Raw genomic sequence first — 15,186 nt, forward strand, 5'->3', positions numbered from 1 at the left:
TATTTATGTGTCTCGTTCCCGCCCGCCTTACGGCCTGTGGAACGCTATTTACTCTTCACGCTCATCCAGCGCGAAACGGCTCACTGCTGCCGTCAGATATTCTGCCTGGGCTTCAAGTGCTCCCGTGGCTGCCGCGCCCTCTTCAACCAGCGCGGCGTTCTGCTGGGTCACCTGATCCATCTGGCCAACGGCCAGTGCAACCTGTTCAATACCCCGTCGCTGCTCATCGCTGGCGGCGGCAATTTCACCCATGATGCCGTTCACCCGATTAACCGACTGGACAATCTCATCCATGGTCTCCCCGGCGGATGCCACCTGCTGTGCACCCTGGTTGACGCGACTCACCGACTCTTCAATCAGTGATTTAATCTCTTTGGCTGCCTGCGCACTGCGCTGGGCAAGGTTACGTACTTCACCTGCTACTACGGCAAATCCGCGCCCCTGTTCCCCGGCTCGGGCGGCTTCAACCGCCGCATTGAGCGCCAGGATATTGGTCTGGAAAGCAATACCGTCGATCACGCTGGTGATATCAGAAATTTTCTTCGAACTGCCCGCAATGGCATTCATGGTGGTGACCACATTTCCGGTCAGCGCGCCGCCTTTATGAGCCGTACCCGAAGCTTCCCGTGCCAGATCTGATGCCTGACGGGCGTTATCGGCATTCGCAGACACCGTCGCCGTCAGCTGCTCCATACTGGCCGCAGTCTGCGCCAGCGAGGCCGCCTGCTCTTCAGTACGCGCTGAGAGATCGTTATTTCCGGCGGCGATCTCCTGAATACCGGTCTGCATCGCCCGGCTCCCGTCACGCACATCGCGTACCGTTGAGGAGAGCGCATGCTGCATATGCTGGAGGCTGATAAACAGCTGTCCCAGCTCATTGCTGCCGCCCTCTTCCACTTTTCCATTCAGGTCGCCGGAAGCAATGCGTTCAAAATGGCCGCGCATCCGGGCCAGCGGCGCAATCAGCGCCTGCTTCGCCCACCACAGCCCCGCCAGGGTAACCAGCAGAGAGAGCGCCACCGCCACGGTGAAAATCACCTTAGACTGGAAGTAGAAGCCTGAACTTGCCGCTCCGGCATGGGCACGCAGCCCATCAATATGTTTCATCCAGCGGGCGTACTGCACCTGGAAATTGTCCTGCTTACCCTGAGTGGGTGAGTCAAGGAACGCCTGCAACTGATTGTTTTGCAGGTAAGCGATCAGCTGCGCCAGCTCGCTGTGATACACGTCGTAGGCGGCAGTGATATCTTTTTCTAAAGCCAGCCCTTCCGGTGTTACGTTCGGGATGGCCTGGAATGTTTTAAACGCTTTATCGGCCTGATCGAGGTCGTTCTGCGCTTTAGCCATCAGGCTGGTCACTTTTTCGCGCGGCACATTGAGTGCGGCACGGGTTCCCGCCCGGCTCAACGTCACGCGGGCACTGAGCAACGCGGCCCAGCTTTCACCCAGCGCATTACGCTGGTCACCGCTAATTTCAACCTGATGAATGTTGCTGGCATCCAGGCGAAACGAGTTGAATGACAATCCACTGGCGATGATCTGCATCAGGCAGAACAGACCGAGTAGCGCGATAATCGTGCCAGATATACGTAAACGACTTAACATGGCGCTTTCCCCGATAAAGTCACCTGAAGCAGGCAACAAAAATATTTTCTTTTTTATCGGGCCGCCCGTTCAACGGGCTGACCCTTTTTCACTTTACGACCACTAAACCTGCTTAAAACTTTTCCCAGTTATCATCTGAACTGGCTGACGGCAGGGCTTTACGCGATGCTGTTGGTGGCGTCAGCAGAGCAGAAACCTGGCCCCTGTTGTTATTAACGGCCGCGATGACATTTTCTTTACGAATTCGAAACACTGCGACGGCCTGAGTGAGACGGCTGGCCTGATCTTCCAGCGATGCAGCGGCAGAAGCAGACTCTTCTACCAGCGCGGCGTTCTGCTGGGTAACGCGATCCATCTCGGTGACAGCGGTGCCCACCTGGTCGATACCGCGGCTCTGCTCATCGCTGGCAGAGGCGATTTCGCCCATAATATCGGTGACGCGGGTAACCGCGCTGACGATGTCATTCATCGTCTCTCCGGCGCTTTCTACCAGTGCCGAGCCGGTATCCACACGCGATACCGAGTCTTCAATCAGCCCTTTAATCTCTTTGGCTGCCTGAGCACTGCGCTGGGCGAGGTTACGTACTTCACCGGCTACCACGGCAAAACCACGCCCCTGTTCACCGGCGCGCGCTGCCTCAACTGCGGCATTCAGCGCCAGGATATTGGTCTGGAAGGCAATACCGTCGATCACGCTGATAATATCGGCAATCTTCTTCGAACTTCCGGCGATATCGTTCATGGTTTTCACCACGCCATCCACCACTTTTCCGCCCTTCTGTGCAGTTTCCGAGGCGCTGAGTGCCAGCTGAGAAGCCTGACGGGCGTTCTCGGCGTTCTGTTTCACCGTTGCGGTCAGCTGCTCCATACTGGCAGCGGTTTCCTGCAACGCAGAGGCCTGCTCTTCGGTTCGCGAGGAGAGATCGTTATTCCCGGCAGCGATTTCGCTGGCCCCGGTATAGATGGCATCTGAGCCGTCGCGAACGTCGCTGACGGTTTTAATCAGCTCCTGTTGCATATGCTGCAAACTGGACGCCAGCTGCGCCATCTCATTGCGCCCTTCCACATCAATCTTCTGCGTCAGATCGCCGCTGGCAATGTGACGGATATGATCGATGCTGGATTTAAGCGGACGCAGCAGGATCTGATGGATACCCGTCCAGACCGTCGCAATAATCGCCACTGACACCAGCAGGATAATCATCAACACCCAGATAGCACGCTGATAGGCGCTCTCGTTCTGCGCTGAACCGGCCGCCAGCAGCGAATCGGTATTTTGCAGCCAGGTGTCATAAGCTTTTTCAAAACCGTTCTGGAAACCGGTAGTCGGCTGGTCAACGAAACCTTTAAAGTCGCCGCTGGTCAGCATCTGAATCAGCTCGGTTAAGGCACCGTGCAAGATCTTGTAGTTTTCATTCACGCCCTGCACATGCGGCAGGCTGAGAACATCCGGCGGCAGCTCTTTGTTATATTCGTCGAACTGCTGTTCTGCGGTAGCCAGCTGGGTTTTTGCCAGCGCGACCAGATCCGCCACCGTTGAACCGGTGCCCTGACCTTTTTCATCCAGCAAATAACGCGTTGCTGTGCGGTTAAGAGTGTTACGGGTTTGTACCAATGCTATCCATGCAGAGGTGAGATTTGCCTGCTCCCGGCGAATCTGTTGTGTCAGGCTGAAATTTTCTTTATCCCCTTTCAGAGACTGGAAAAACAGGCCACCAGAAATTAACTGCAACGAGCCAAAAATTACCAAAACCAGCACCAGGCTGGTCACCACTTTCATACGCTTAAACATACCTTTCCCCAGTTGGATAGCTACTGATGTGATTTATCGGCAATCACGCGGGGATCTTTACCGGGTTATGCATAAACAGAGTGTAAGAGGATGGTAACGGGTCAGATTGAAACTGCGCCTGCCGACGGGGCGGTTGAAGGGAAAACCGCCCCGCTGGCGTCACTACAATTTAGAACGTTTCCCAGTTGCCATCGCTGTTAGCTGGTGCAGCCAGCTGCGGCTGTTTGGCGGCGGAAAGGGCCGGACGTTTCAGCATCGCAGAAGATGCGCTGTTCTGCTGGCTAAGACGGAACACCGCCACGGCCTGAGTCAGACGGCTGGCCTGGTCTTCCAGCGATGCAGCGGCAGAAGCAGACTCTTCTACCAGCGCGGCGTTCTGCTGAGTCACGCGATCCATTTCGGTGACAGCGGTGCCCACCTGGTCGATGCCGCGGCTCTGCTCATCGCTGGCAGAGGCGATTTCGCCCATAATATCGGTGACGCGGGTGACTGCGCTGACGATGTCATCCATCGTCTCTCCGGCGCTTTCCACCAGCACAGAGCCGGTATCCACACGCGATACCGAGTCTTCAATCAGCCCTTTAATCTCTTTGGCTGCCTGAGCGCTGCGCTGGGCGAGGTTGCGCACTTCACCGGCTACCACGGCAAAACCACGACCCTGCTCACCGGCACGTGCTGCCTCTACTGCGGCATTCAGCGCCAGAATATTGGTCTGGAAGGCAATACCGTCAATTACGCTGATAATATCGGCAATCTTCTTCGAACTCCCGGCAATATCATTCATGGTTTTCACCACGCCATCCACCACTTTGCCGCCTTTACGCGCGGTTTCTGAGGCGCTCAGAGCCAGCTGAGAAGCCTGACGGGCGTTTTCGGCGTTCTGTTTCACCGTAGCGGTGAGCTGTTCCATACTGGCAGCGGTTTCCTGTAGTGCGGAAGCCTGCTGTTCGGTACGCGAGGAGAGATCGTTATTCCCGGCGGCAATCTCGCTGGCCCCGGTGTAGATGGCATCAGAACCGTCGCGGACATCGCTGACGGTTTTGATCAGCTCCTGCTGCATATGTTGCAGGCTGGATGCCAGCTGCGCCATTTCGTTACGTCCTTCAACATCAATCGGACATGTCAGATCGCCGCTGGCGATACGACGGATATGGTCGATGCTGGTCTGCAATGGACGCAGAAGAATATGACGGATACCTGTCCAGACGCCCGAAATCACCAGCAGCGACAGCACCAGAACACAGGCGAGGATCCAAATTGCCTGAGTGAATGCACGCTGGTTTTCTTCAGCACCGGCAGCTGCCTGGGCATCGTTTTTCGCCAGCCATGCATCATAGGCATGCGCGAAACCATCCTGATAGCCCTGGGTTGGCTGGTCGAAGAACTCATTAATTTTCCCGGCCTTCATCAGCTGAATCAATTCACTCAGCGCACCATGCAGGATCTCATAGTTTTTTTGAATAGCCTGTACGTTGTCGGCGCTTTTTCCCTCTTCTGACAGACGAGAGTTCCACAGCGCATAGTTCTGCTCCGCAATGGTCAACTGTTCCTGGGCTGCGCCCAACAGCTGTTTCACCGCGTCGCTGATTCCTGTAGGGCTGGCATCCAGCGTGTAGCGGATCCCGGATCGGTTAAGAGTATTACGCGCCTGAATCAGTGCTATCCAGGATTGGTTAAGTGCTGACTGCTGTAGACGAAGCTGTTGGGAGACGGCGAAGTTGTCTTTATCGCCTTTAAGGGCCTGGAAAAACAGGCCACCGGTGATTAACTGTAATGAACCAAAAAACACCAGAACCAGAATCAGGCTGGTGACGACCTTCATACGCTTAAACATAATGTTCCTTATTAGCCAGTTGACGCTGCTGTTATCGGCAGTCAGAGGCGGATCTTTATGCGGTTGCGCAGCGAGTTAGCCAGAGGGTTATGCGGTTGGTTGGTTATTAATCACTATGAAACGACTTATTAGCATTAGGGACGCAAACGATTAACAAAGTGCAATCATCAAAACACTGATAAGGGAAGTCATGCTGGCCCGCGTAAACGGTGAATACCGGTTTACCGCCTGGGAACTACGGGGGATTCGCCTCCCTCCCCCCCCCAGCCCCGGATTGCCTGGCCACGCAGGGGAGAGCGAAACGACTTTGACGTGGCCTTTATCCGGTTATTCACCTAAACGTGCAGGTTAAAATGTCTCCCAGTGAGAATCAGCAGCTGGTGATGTCACTCCTTTCGACTGACTCAGTGCGCCAGCTTTCAACACCGGACGCTTTAACGGTGCCGCGACCACACTCCCCTGACGGGCAATACGGAACACCGCCACGGCCTGGGTCAGACGGCTGGCCTGATCTTCCAGCGAGGCCGCCGCCGAAGCAGACTCCTCCACCAGAGAAGCGTTCTGCTGGGTCACGCGATCCATCTCAGTAACAGCGGTACCCACCTGATCGATGCCGCGGCTCTGCTCATCGCTGGCTGAAGCAATCTCACCCATGATATCGGTCACGCGGCTGACCGCATTGACGATATCCGTCATGGTTTCACCTGCGGTTCCCACCAGCGCTGAACCACTGTCAACGCGGGCAACAGAATCCTCGATCAGCCCTTTAATCTCTTTGGCTGCCTGAGCGCTGCGCTGGGCGAGGTTGCGTACTTCACCGGCTACCACGGCAAAGCCACGCCCCTGCTCACCGGCACGCGCTGCTTCAACTGCGGCATTCAGCGCCAGAATATTGGTCTGGAAGGCAATACCATCAATTACGCTGGTAATATCTGCGATCTTCTTCGAGCTTCCGGCAATATCATTCATGGTTTTCACCACGCCATCCACTACCTGGCCGCCTTTACGGGCAGTCACGGACGCATTAAGCGCCAGCTGCGACGCCTGACGGGCGTTTTCAGCATTCTGTTTCACGGTGGCAGTAAGCTGCTCCATACTGGCAGCGGTCTGCTCAAGTGAAGCAGCCTGCTCTTCAGTACGTGCAGAAAGATCGTTATTGCCTGCGGCAATTTCACTGGCACCGGTATAAATAGCATCAGAACCATCGCGCACCACGCTAACGGTCTTCACCAGCGCCTGCTGCATATCGTGCAGACTGGAGGCCAGCTGGGCCATCTCATTGCGCCCTTCTGTCTCAATTTTCTGCGTCAGATCGCCCCCGGCGATACTGCGGATATGCGCAATTGTCGCCTGTAACGGACGGATCAGAATATTGCGCAGTCCAAACCAGCACAGCACAATCAGCGCGATGACCAGCGCCATTACCGCAGCAATCGTCCACAGCATATGCACGTATGCTTCCTGATTCTGCTCTGCACCTTTCGCACTCAGCTGGTTTTGCAGCTTACGCCACTCGGCATATGCACCCTGCATGGCAATCTGCTTCTGCTCGATATTCTGTTTGAACATCGCATCCAGCTGCTTATTTTCCATCTGCTGCGTCATCACTTCCAGCGCACGTACATACAGCTGATAGTTCTGCTCAAGACGATCCGTCACCCGCGCGTCGAGACCCGGCGTGTCCGGCGTGGCCAGATAGGCATCATAAGATTTTTTGGCTTGAACAAGCTGCTGCTTTGCCTGAGCACTTAGCCCTTCCAGAGAGGCGCTGCTGCCGCTGTTAGCCGCTTCGCTCTGAATACGCAGCATTCCGCGGTTCAGCGTAATACGCGTTTGGTTGAGCGTGACCCAGGCATCCGTAAACAGTGAGACGTTATCATTCGCCGTCTGAGAAACCGCAAAACTGTTTTTGTCATGGGTAAGCGCATTGATAAACAAACCGCCTGCCGCCAGCTGTAAAATGCCGAAAATAAACAGCACCAAAATCAGGCTGGTGACGACTTTAATTCGCGTTAACATAAGTAACCCTTGGTGTAAGAAATGAAACAACAGTGGGGGGTATCGGTTACAACACCGGGAACTTTATGTTGCGGGGAGTTAAGTAACTAAAAGAGGCAGACCTGCGGTAAATCAATTTACGCGGCAAACTATAAAAGCCCCTGAGGAATGCAGGGGCTTTAGCGAGAGTAAAAGTCAAAAACCGCGATTGAGCATGATTAAACCGCCATCACCTACCGAACACTCATCATCGTTGATATAACTTGAGACGATAAAAGAATTTTTTTTACCAGAAAAACTCTCAAAATCTACTTTAATAGTTAATACATACACTCTCATTTTGATATAAATATCAGTCAGGATCTCCCTGGCCATTTGATCTGATACTACATGTGGTCCCTTCATCATGGTCTCAACAATCATTTTGCCTTTGAGAGGTGTGATTGTCTGACGATCGATAAATCTTACTTTGGTTTTACTTTCATCAATTTCTTTAACCGGAATACCCAGTTTGTCCGTCATATAATTATAGGCAGTAACAGCCGGGACATTTTGCGTACCGGTGCAAGATGTATTGTATTTATCCGCGTATGACACAAGGGGAAAGAGAATTAGTAAGATAAGAAATTTCATTTCACCACCAGTTTTTTTACACCACTCTTCGAGATCTCTTTACGCACATGGATGCTGGCAACAATACAGCCTTGCGATGCTTTACCCGGATTGCTGGCACTGTCACCATGAATCAGAAAACGACTACGCCCACACATTGAATTGCCTGCATCCGGTGTCAATCTCAATGAAAAATATCCGGTAGTCTTGTTATTTTCAGGTTCACCAATAGTATAAGTCCCCCTTGGTAAAGGACCGCTATTAATAACACACTCAAAGGCAGGATCGTCCTTATACCCATCAGCACCTGCATACATCGCCGAAAATCTGTTTTCCCCTTTCAGCGAAAACTGCTTAGTCCGTACATCATATTCCCAACTCATTGCCTCTCCTTAGCTACGTTCATTCCAGCTATCACTGTGAATAATATTTCCATCTATAAAATGCCAGCTGATCTTCTCATAGGCGAGTTCCACGTATTCCAGATGGCCATATTGAGCATAGTTCGAATCTTTAAAGTCCTGAAAAAATCGTTCAACGGAACGTACCCTGACGCCTTCAAGTACTGTTTTAAAATAGTTCTCTTCCTGGCCGTTATAGTTGATGGCATAAAAATCAAGCGTTGCCCGGGCAAGACGGCGTCCTGATGTTACATAACGGTTGAGAATAGAGGAACTACAGTCTATCTCTTTCATAACCGCATAAGGGGTATGAATACGGGTTCCGGTAATCTTCCCGCTCATGTCATCCGTTGGTAATTCAACGTTGTGCATCAGCTCCAGTATTTCTATAGAACCTTCACGGCCACTGACATCAACCCCACCTTTAATCAGCTTCCCACCCTCATCCTCAAGGGTTAAATATACAGGTATAGCCATTTTCTTACTCCATTCCCTTTAGCAAAAAGGGAACCATACTCAATCAGAAAATAAAATAACGGAGGCAGATCAAATAATACTGAAGGGGGATTAAAAATGGATTAATTATTTAGTGGGCATCGTAATGCATAATAAATAAATGACAAAAAAAAGGGCGGATGATTATCCGCCCTCTTTATTCACCTTAATACTTCCCGCTGTGGCAAGGAAGCGCCGGTGCAGCTGTGACTTGAGATTATGCGCTACGCAGTGAATCCATCAGCGCCATCTCTTCACTGCTCAACAGTTTCTCGATGTCGACCAGAATCAGCATACGCTCACCCAGTGCACCCAGACCTGTCAGATATTCAGTAGACATGGTTACTGCGAACTCCGGGGAAGGACGGATTTGATCCTGCGTCAGAGACAGCACGTCAGACACGCCATCCACAACGATACCCACCACGCGCTGCTCCAGATTGAGAACAATCACCACCGTGTTGTCGTTGTACTCAACATCGGGCTGGGCAAACTTAATGCGCAGATCGATAATCGGAACAATAACACCACGCAGGTTGGTCACACCTTTGATAAACGCCGGGGTATTGGCAATACGAGTTACCTGATCATACCCGCGGATTTCCTGAACTTTCAGGATATCAATCCCGTACTCTTCATTACCCAGCGTAAACACCAGGAACTCCTGACCCACGGTTTCGCCGGCGAGTTTAGTGACAGTGGCCATTCCAGTCATAATTCTACCCTTAATCAGTTATTGTCAGGCTGCGGCTCCCGCCACACGCTTTTCACGGTTCAGAGATTGCAGTGCTGAGACATCAACAATCAGCGCTACGCTGCCATCGCCAAGAATGGTGGCGGCTGAGATGCCCGGCACTTTGCGATAGTTGCTTTCCAGGTTTTTCACCACGACCTGGTGCTGACCAATCAGCTGATCCACCAGCAGTGCATAGCGTTTGCCGGCGCTTTGCAGGATAACGACAATCCCCTGCGTAGCTTCGGTTTTAGCGCCCTGGACTTCAAAGACGTTCCACAGCTCAACCAGCGGCAGATACTCACCGCGCACTTCCAGCACGCGCTCACCGCCTGCCAGTGCTTTCAGGTCATCCGACAGCGGTTGCAGTGATTCCATCACCGCATTGAGCGGCAGAATAAATACTTCATTCGCCACGCGGACTGACATACCGTCAAGGATAGCCAGCGTCAGCGGCAGCAGGATACGGATCGTGGTGCCCTTGCCCTGCTTCGAAGAGATCTCAACGTGGCCGCCCATCTCCTGGATGTTACGTTTTACCACGTCCATTCCTACGCCACGGCCGGAAACATCCGTCACCTGCTCGGCAGTAGAGAAGCCCGGCGCAAAGATCAGCATGCCGACATCTTCATCGCTCATGGACTCGCTGACAGGCAGGCCGGAAGAGAGCGCTTTTGCCAGAATACGTTCACGGTTCAGACCGGCACCGTCATCGGTCACTTCGATGCAGATATTGCCGCCCTGGTGTTCCGCAGACAGGGTCAGATTGCCCACTGCATGTTTGCCCGCCGCCTGGCGTTTATCCGGGGTTTCAATACCGTGGTCAAGACTGTTACGCACCAGGTGCGTTAACGGGTCGATGATGCGCTCAATCAGGCTTTTATCCAGTTCGGTCGAGCTGCCCATCAGGGTCAGTTCAACTTCTTTACCCAGCTTGCTTGCCAGGTCACGCACCAGGCGCGGGAAGCGGCTGAAAACGTATTCCATCGGCATCATACGAATCGACATCACCGATTCCTGCAAGTCACGGGCGTTACGTTCCAGCTGCCCCATGCTGTTAAGCAGTTCACCGTGATTAACCGGATCAAGCTCACCGGAACGCTGGGCCAGCATCGACTGTGTAATCACCAGTTCGCCGACCAGGTTGATCAGCTGATCGACCTTCTCTACCGCTACGCGAATACTGGTAGATTCGTTAGCTTTAGGATTAGCGGCTTTCTTCGCGGGTTCGCGTTTCAGCTGCACAATATCGCTGACCGTTGCCAGTTCAGGTTCTGCGGCTTCATCTTCCGCAGCCTCCGCCTGCACCACCGGTGCTTCCGGCATAACCGTGGCGATATCCACTACATCTGCCTGCGGGAAATGAATCTGCGACTCATCGATAACGAAGCAGAGCACGGCAACGATATCGTCTTTACCGACGGATGAGTCCAGCGTGGCTTCCAGTGAATCCTCACCTTTGACCGCTTCTGAAACTGTCCCCAGGTTACCGAGCTCTTCCAGCATCAGTTCGGCTTCGTTGGTCTTCAGACCTGTTAACTTGATGCGCAGTCCGTTAGCGGCTACAGCAGCCACGCCGGCAGCAGGGGCAGCAGCAACTTCCGCTACCGGTGCTTCACCTTTAGCTTCCAGCGCGAGCTGGCGCAGGGCCTGACAAATGTATGCAAAGGTCGCGGCATCGGGTACCGAAGCGGTTTTATACGCATCTAGCTGTTCCTGCATAATATCTTTAGTTTCCAAAAACAGGTTGATGATATCGGTACTGAGCTGCATTTCGCCGCGGCGCGCACCGTCGAGAATATTTTCCAGAATATGCGTGGTTTCCTGTAACACAGTGAAACCGAAAGTACCCGCCCCGCCTTTAATCGAATGGGCAGCCCGGAAGATAGCATTAAGCTGTTCCGAATCTGGTTCCTGCGGGTCAAGACCCAACAGGTGTTGTTCCATGTCCGCCAACAATTCGTCGGCTTCATCAAAGAACGTCTGGTAAAAGTCGCTGATATCCATGCTCACGGTATCACCTCGGCTGTGAGTCGCGATCGGTCTGGGCCGCCGGTGCCGGTGCAGCTGGTAACGAGGTTACCGGCGCGCTGGAACTGACAGACTCAGCCTGTGAGTGTTGAGGGTCTTGGTTTTTTGTGGCTGTGGAAGGAACTTCCGGCGCCGCTATCTCTTTAAGGCTACTTCCATCTTTTATCTGCACCGCATCACTTTCAGAGTTTTCACGCTCAATCTGCGCCTGGGTGTCATGGTTCAACACCAGCAGACTGATACGCCGGTTCACCGCATCGTCTCCGCCGCGATTCTTTAATTTCATGGTGTCAGACATGCCCACCACGCGCAGCATCTTGCCACCATCCAGTCCTCCCAGTACCAGCTCACGTCGTGAAGCGTTGGCACGATCTGCTGAGAGTTCCCAGTTACTGTAGCCGCGGTCGCCCCCGGCATACTGGATATCATCGGTATGGCCCGCCAGGCTAATCCGGTTCGGAATATCATTCAGAATCGGCGCAATGGCGCGCAAAATATCGCGCATATAGGGTTCAACTTCAGCGCTACCGGTCTTGAACATCGGGCGGTTCTGGCTGTCGATAATCTGAATACGCAGCCCCTCTTCCACCATATTAATAATCAGGTGCGGACGCAGCGCTCGCAGGCGCGGGTCTGCTTCAATCAGCTGATCCAGCTTCTCACGCAGGCGGTTAAGACGAATCTCTTCCAGCTTGCGCTTCTGTGCATCCATATCGACAACTTTATGCACTTCGCCAATCTTCTCTACCGGATCCTTGCCACCGCCAGGAATCGGGCTTGAGCTGTCACTGCTACGCTGCCCGCCGGTTAAAGCCACTTTCAGCGGCGTCTTAAAGTAATCGGCAATCTGAATCAATTGTTGAGGACTTGAGATCGAAATAAGCCACATCACCATAAAAAAGGCCATCATTGCTGTCATAAAGTCGGCGTAGGCGATTTTCCATGAACCGTGCGAGCCGGCATGCTTGTTCGACTTTTTCCGCTTTACCAGCACAATGGGGTGATTGTTATGCTTCATGCGTCTTGATCCGAAGTCTGCTTATTAGATTTCGCATTACGGACATGCTCTTCCAGCTCGGTAAACGACGGTCGGTCGGTTGAGTACAACGTCTTGCGACCAAACTCCACCGCAATCTGCGGGGCATAACCGTTAAGGCTGGAAAGCAGCGTGACCTTAATGCACTGCATCATTTTGGTGTTCTCGGCACACTTCTGGCGTAATACACCCGCCAGAGGAGAGATAAAACCGTACGCCAGTAAAATACCGAGGAAGGTTCCCACCATCGCGTTGGCGATCAGCGCACCCAGTTCCGCAGCCGGTCGGTCGGCAGAGGCCAGGGTGTGAATCACCCCCATTACCGCTGCAACGATACCGAATGCCGGAAGTGAATCACCCATGGTTGCCAGTGCCGTTGCAGGAACATCACACTCGTGCTCGTAGGTTTCAATCTCTTCGTCCATCAACGCTTCAATCTCAAAGGCATTCATGTTGCCGCTGACCATCAGGCGTAAATAGTCGGTAATAAAGTCCACTAATCTTTTATCGGCAAGAATGCGCGGGTAATTAGCAAAAATCTCACTTTCCTGCGGATTTTCGATATCACGCTCCAGAGAGAGCATCCCCTGTTGACGTGATTTGGCCATCAGGCGATACAGCAGCGCCATTAAATCCATATACACGCTTTTATTATATTTTGAGCCGCGCATCAGCAATGGCAGCGACTTCAGCGTCGCTTTAATCGCCTTACCGTTATTACCCACGATAAATGCGCCGATACCGGCACCGGCAATAATCAGAACCTCAGAGGGTTGGTATAACGCGCCAAGATGGCCACCGACCATTGCGAAGCCGCCTAACACCGACCCGAGGACAAGGATGTAACCCAATATAATCAGCACGAATAATCCTTACGCTGCAAACGTGTGGGTGGAAGGGAGCCAGAATAAGCAGGCGGAACACCAGGCGCGGGGCAAAAAAAAAGCAGCGGTCAAAAGACCGCTGCTGGATTCACTCCACGTGGCGAACACTATTAAACGGCTTGTTTAACCTGTTCATCCAGCAGTTGTGAATTGTTATCGGCAGTTTCTGCGATAAGTTTACGTCTTTTTACCGCACGCGATGGAGGCTGGCAAAGGCTGCAAGTGAAGCTGCCAACAGGCTGGTGCGCATGGTTAATAAAGCTTCCACCACAGCATTTACAGCCGGTCAGTTCCAGCATTCCACTTTCAACAAACCGGACCAGGGTCCATGCGCGCGTTAGCGCCAACAGCGGGCCCTCGTCCTGTTGCGGGCACTGTTCCAGGTAGAGACGGTAAGCTTTGATCACCGCTTCAACACCAGTACATAACCCGGTTTTTACCATAAACTGCCAGGCGTTACAGAACATAGAAGCATGAATATTCTGCTCCCACGTCATAAACCAATCGGTAGAGAACGGCAGCATCCCTTTTGGGGGCGGACTACCGCGCAACTCTTTATACAACTTAATTAAGCGACCGCGACTGAGCTGCGTTTCGCTTTCTAACATTTGTAAACGTGCGCCCAGGGTGATGAGTTCCATCGCCAGCTGAATATCGCGCGCTTCCTGAACTATGCTTTTTTCACTCATCAGCTCGCCGCCCTTTTCTTCGGGGTCTCATCATCTTTCGAGACGTCACGTAATAAACGACTCGATAACAAGATACCGGTATGGATCTGCTGTAAGTCGTCCACACGTGATTCCTGAGTCAGACGGTTAATAGACTTATGGTCATTGAAACGAAACTGACATACCAATTGATTGGTTTCTGCCAGTTTTACCATTTCAGGCAATGTCAGACCGGCAAGAGCATCGGCCATTGGCTCATCGATACCCAAGCGGAACATCGCTGAAGCTTTTTCCTGGTTAATTAAACGTTGTGCGAGTAATAAATATGACAAATTGATGTCGTAAATATGTTTGAGTAATTCTGATGTACCCATTTTTTTTCCATCCTGACTGACACTACTTTTAACGTGTGCGGCTTAACGCCGCTACCATGGTTGCTGGTTGGTAAATCTAAAGATGGCAAAAAATTTAGTGGCAGAAGCCAAACGTATAAATAAGCTGTCTTGTTTTCTGGAAACCAAGCCAGGAAATAATCATGAACTCATTTTGCCAGTTGCCATTCCTGAGCCATCTCTTCCCTGAACCTGTCCATGACTTCTTGTTACATTCTTTTAGGACTATTCCGAAAACAAGGCAACTCTATCCCCTCTATTCGCGACATACAACGAGAGCCAGGCTAAATTTTAGATAAAGTGTGACGCAGATCACACTTTTAAGGCAAATATTTCCCAAAAACCCATCAGTAACGCTGTTGATTAGCTTACTAACTAACCATTTAGGTCATTTTTTGTAAATTTCACCCTGTAAGTAACCATTACAGTGAGGGCGAGAGGGTATCTGGTGCATTAAAGCGAAGCGGCCACAGCGAATCGGCAAAAACCAGAATAAAACAATGCTAAATTAAGCTTTTGTAGTCTTTTATCTTACTTAAGGAGGATTTACAGGCGAGTATAGTTAGTTACTTACGGTGAATATATGACCACTAAATAATATTAAAAATGTGACGTAACGCAGGTTTTTTAAAGGAAGTGACAGCGTTTTGTAAGCAGGCAGCGTCTTATGTTCAACGCATGATAGTAGATGTAAATAAGCGTTAC

Annotated in this window: 13 protein-coding genes; all 13 read right to left on the minus strand. The window is 52.0% G+C overall.

Features of this window, described 5'->3' with window-relative positions:
* Positions 1-48: 48 nt before the first annotated feature.
* On the minus strand, positions 49-1,605 hold the full coding sequence (locus GN242_RS11560) for a methyl-accepting chemotaxis protein (protein ID WP_156287513.1): 1,557 nt from the start codon (positions 1,603-1,605) through the stop codon (positions 49-51).
* Positions 1,606-1,717: 112 nt separating this feature from the next.
* Positions 1,718-3,397, minus strand: coding sequence for a methyl-accepting chemotaxis protein (locus GN242_RS11565; protein WP_156287514.1), 1,680 nt, complete (start codon positions 3,395-3,397; stop codon positions 1,718-1,720).
* Positions 3,398-3,566: 169 nt separating this feature from the next.
* A complete protein-coding gene (locus GN242_RS11570; protein WP_154750952.1) occupies positions 3,567-5,231 on the minus strand; it encodes a methyl-accepting chemotaxis protein in 1,665 nt (554 codons plus the stop codon).
* Positions 5,232-5,579: 348 nt separating this feature from the next.
* Positions 5,580-7,250 (minus strand): methyl-accepting chemotaxis protein, encoded by a 1,671-nt coding sequence (locus GN242_RS11575; RefSeq protein ID WP_156287515.1) that lies wholly within the window; start codon positions 7,248-7,250, stop codon positions 5,580-5,582.
* A 174-nt stretch (positions 7,251-7,424) separates the two neighbouring features.
* Positions 7,425-7,862, minus strand: a complete 438-nt coding sequence (locus GN242_RS11580; RefSeq protein ID WP_154750950.1) for a hypothetical protein — start codon at positions 7,860-7,862, stop codon at positions 7,425-7,427.
* Positions 7,859-8,224, minus strand: a complete 366-nt coding sequence (locus GN242_RS11585) for a tlde1 domain-containing protein (RefSeq protein WP_156287516.1) — start codon at positions 8,222-8,224, stop codon at positions 7,859-7,861. The genes GN242_RS11580 and GN242_RS11585 overlap by 4 nt, the downstream gene beginning before the upstream one ends.
* 9 nt (positions 8,225-8,233) lie before the next feature.
* Positions 8,234-8,719: a type VI secretion system tube protein TssD gene (gene tssD / locus GN242_RS11590; RefSeq protein WP_156287517.1), complete on the minus strand. Its 486-nt coding sequence runs from the start codon at positions 8,717-8,719 to the stop codon at positions 8,234-8,236.
* Positions 8,720-8,954: 235 nt separating this feature from the next.
* Positions 8,955-9,452 (minus strand): chemotaxis protein CheW, encoded by a 498-nt coding sequence (gene cheW / locus GN242_RS11595; RefSeq protein ID WP_154750947.1) that lies wholly within the window; start codon positions 9,450-9,452, stop codon positions 8,955-8,957.
* Between the two features lie 24 nt (positions 9,453-9,476).
* The gene (gene cheA, locus GN242_RS11600; RefSeq protein WP_156288260.1) at positions 9,477-11,477 is read right to left on the minus strand and encodes a chemotaxis protein CheA; all 2,001 of its coding nucleotides are present in this window, start codon (positions 11,475-11,477) and stop codon (positions 9,477-9,479) included.
* 10 nt (positions 11,478-11,487) lie between these two features.
* A complete protein-coding gene (motB, locus tag GN242_RS11605) occupies positions 11,488-12,519 on the minus strand; it encodes a flagellar motor protein MotB (protein WP_154750946.1) in 1,032 nt (343 codons plus the stop codon).
* Positions 12,516-13,400, minus strand: a complete 885-nt coding sequence (gene motA / locus GN242_RS11610) for a flagellar motor stator protein MotA (protein ID WP_156287518.1) — start codon at positions 13,398-13,400, stop codon at positions 12,516-12,518. The genes motB and motA overlap by 4 nt, the downstream gene beginning before the upstream one ends.
* A 131-nt stretch (positions 13,401-13,531) precedes the next feature.
* On the minus strand, positions 13,532-14,110 hold the full coding sequence (gene flhC / locus GN242_RS11615) for a flagellar transcriptional regulator FlhC (protein WP_154750945.1): 579 nt from the start codon (positions 14,108-14,110) through the stop codon (positions 13,532-13,534).
* Complete coding sequence (gene flhD, locus GN242_RS11620) at positions 14,110-14,463, minus strand: flagellar transcriptional regulator FlhD (protein ID WP_156287519.1); 354 nt, start codon at positions 14,461-14,463, stop codon at positions 14,110-14,112. The genes flhC and flhD overlap by 1 nt, the downstream gene beginning before the upstream one ends.
* Between the last annotated feature and the right edge of the window lie 723 nt (positions 14,464-15,186).

The sequence above is a fragment of the Erwinia sorbitola genome, assembly GCF_009738185.1.
GTDB classification, from domain to species: domain Bacteria; phylum Pseudomonadota; class Gammaproteobacteria; order Enterobacterales; family Enterobacteriaceae; genus Erwinia; species Erwinia sorbitola.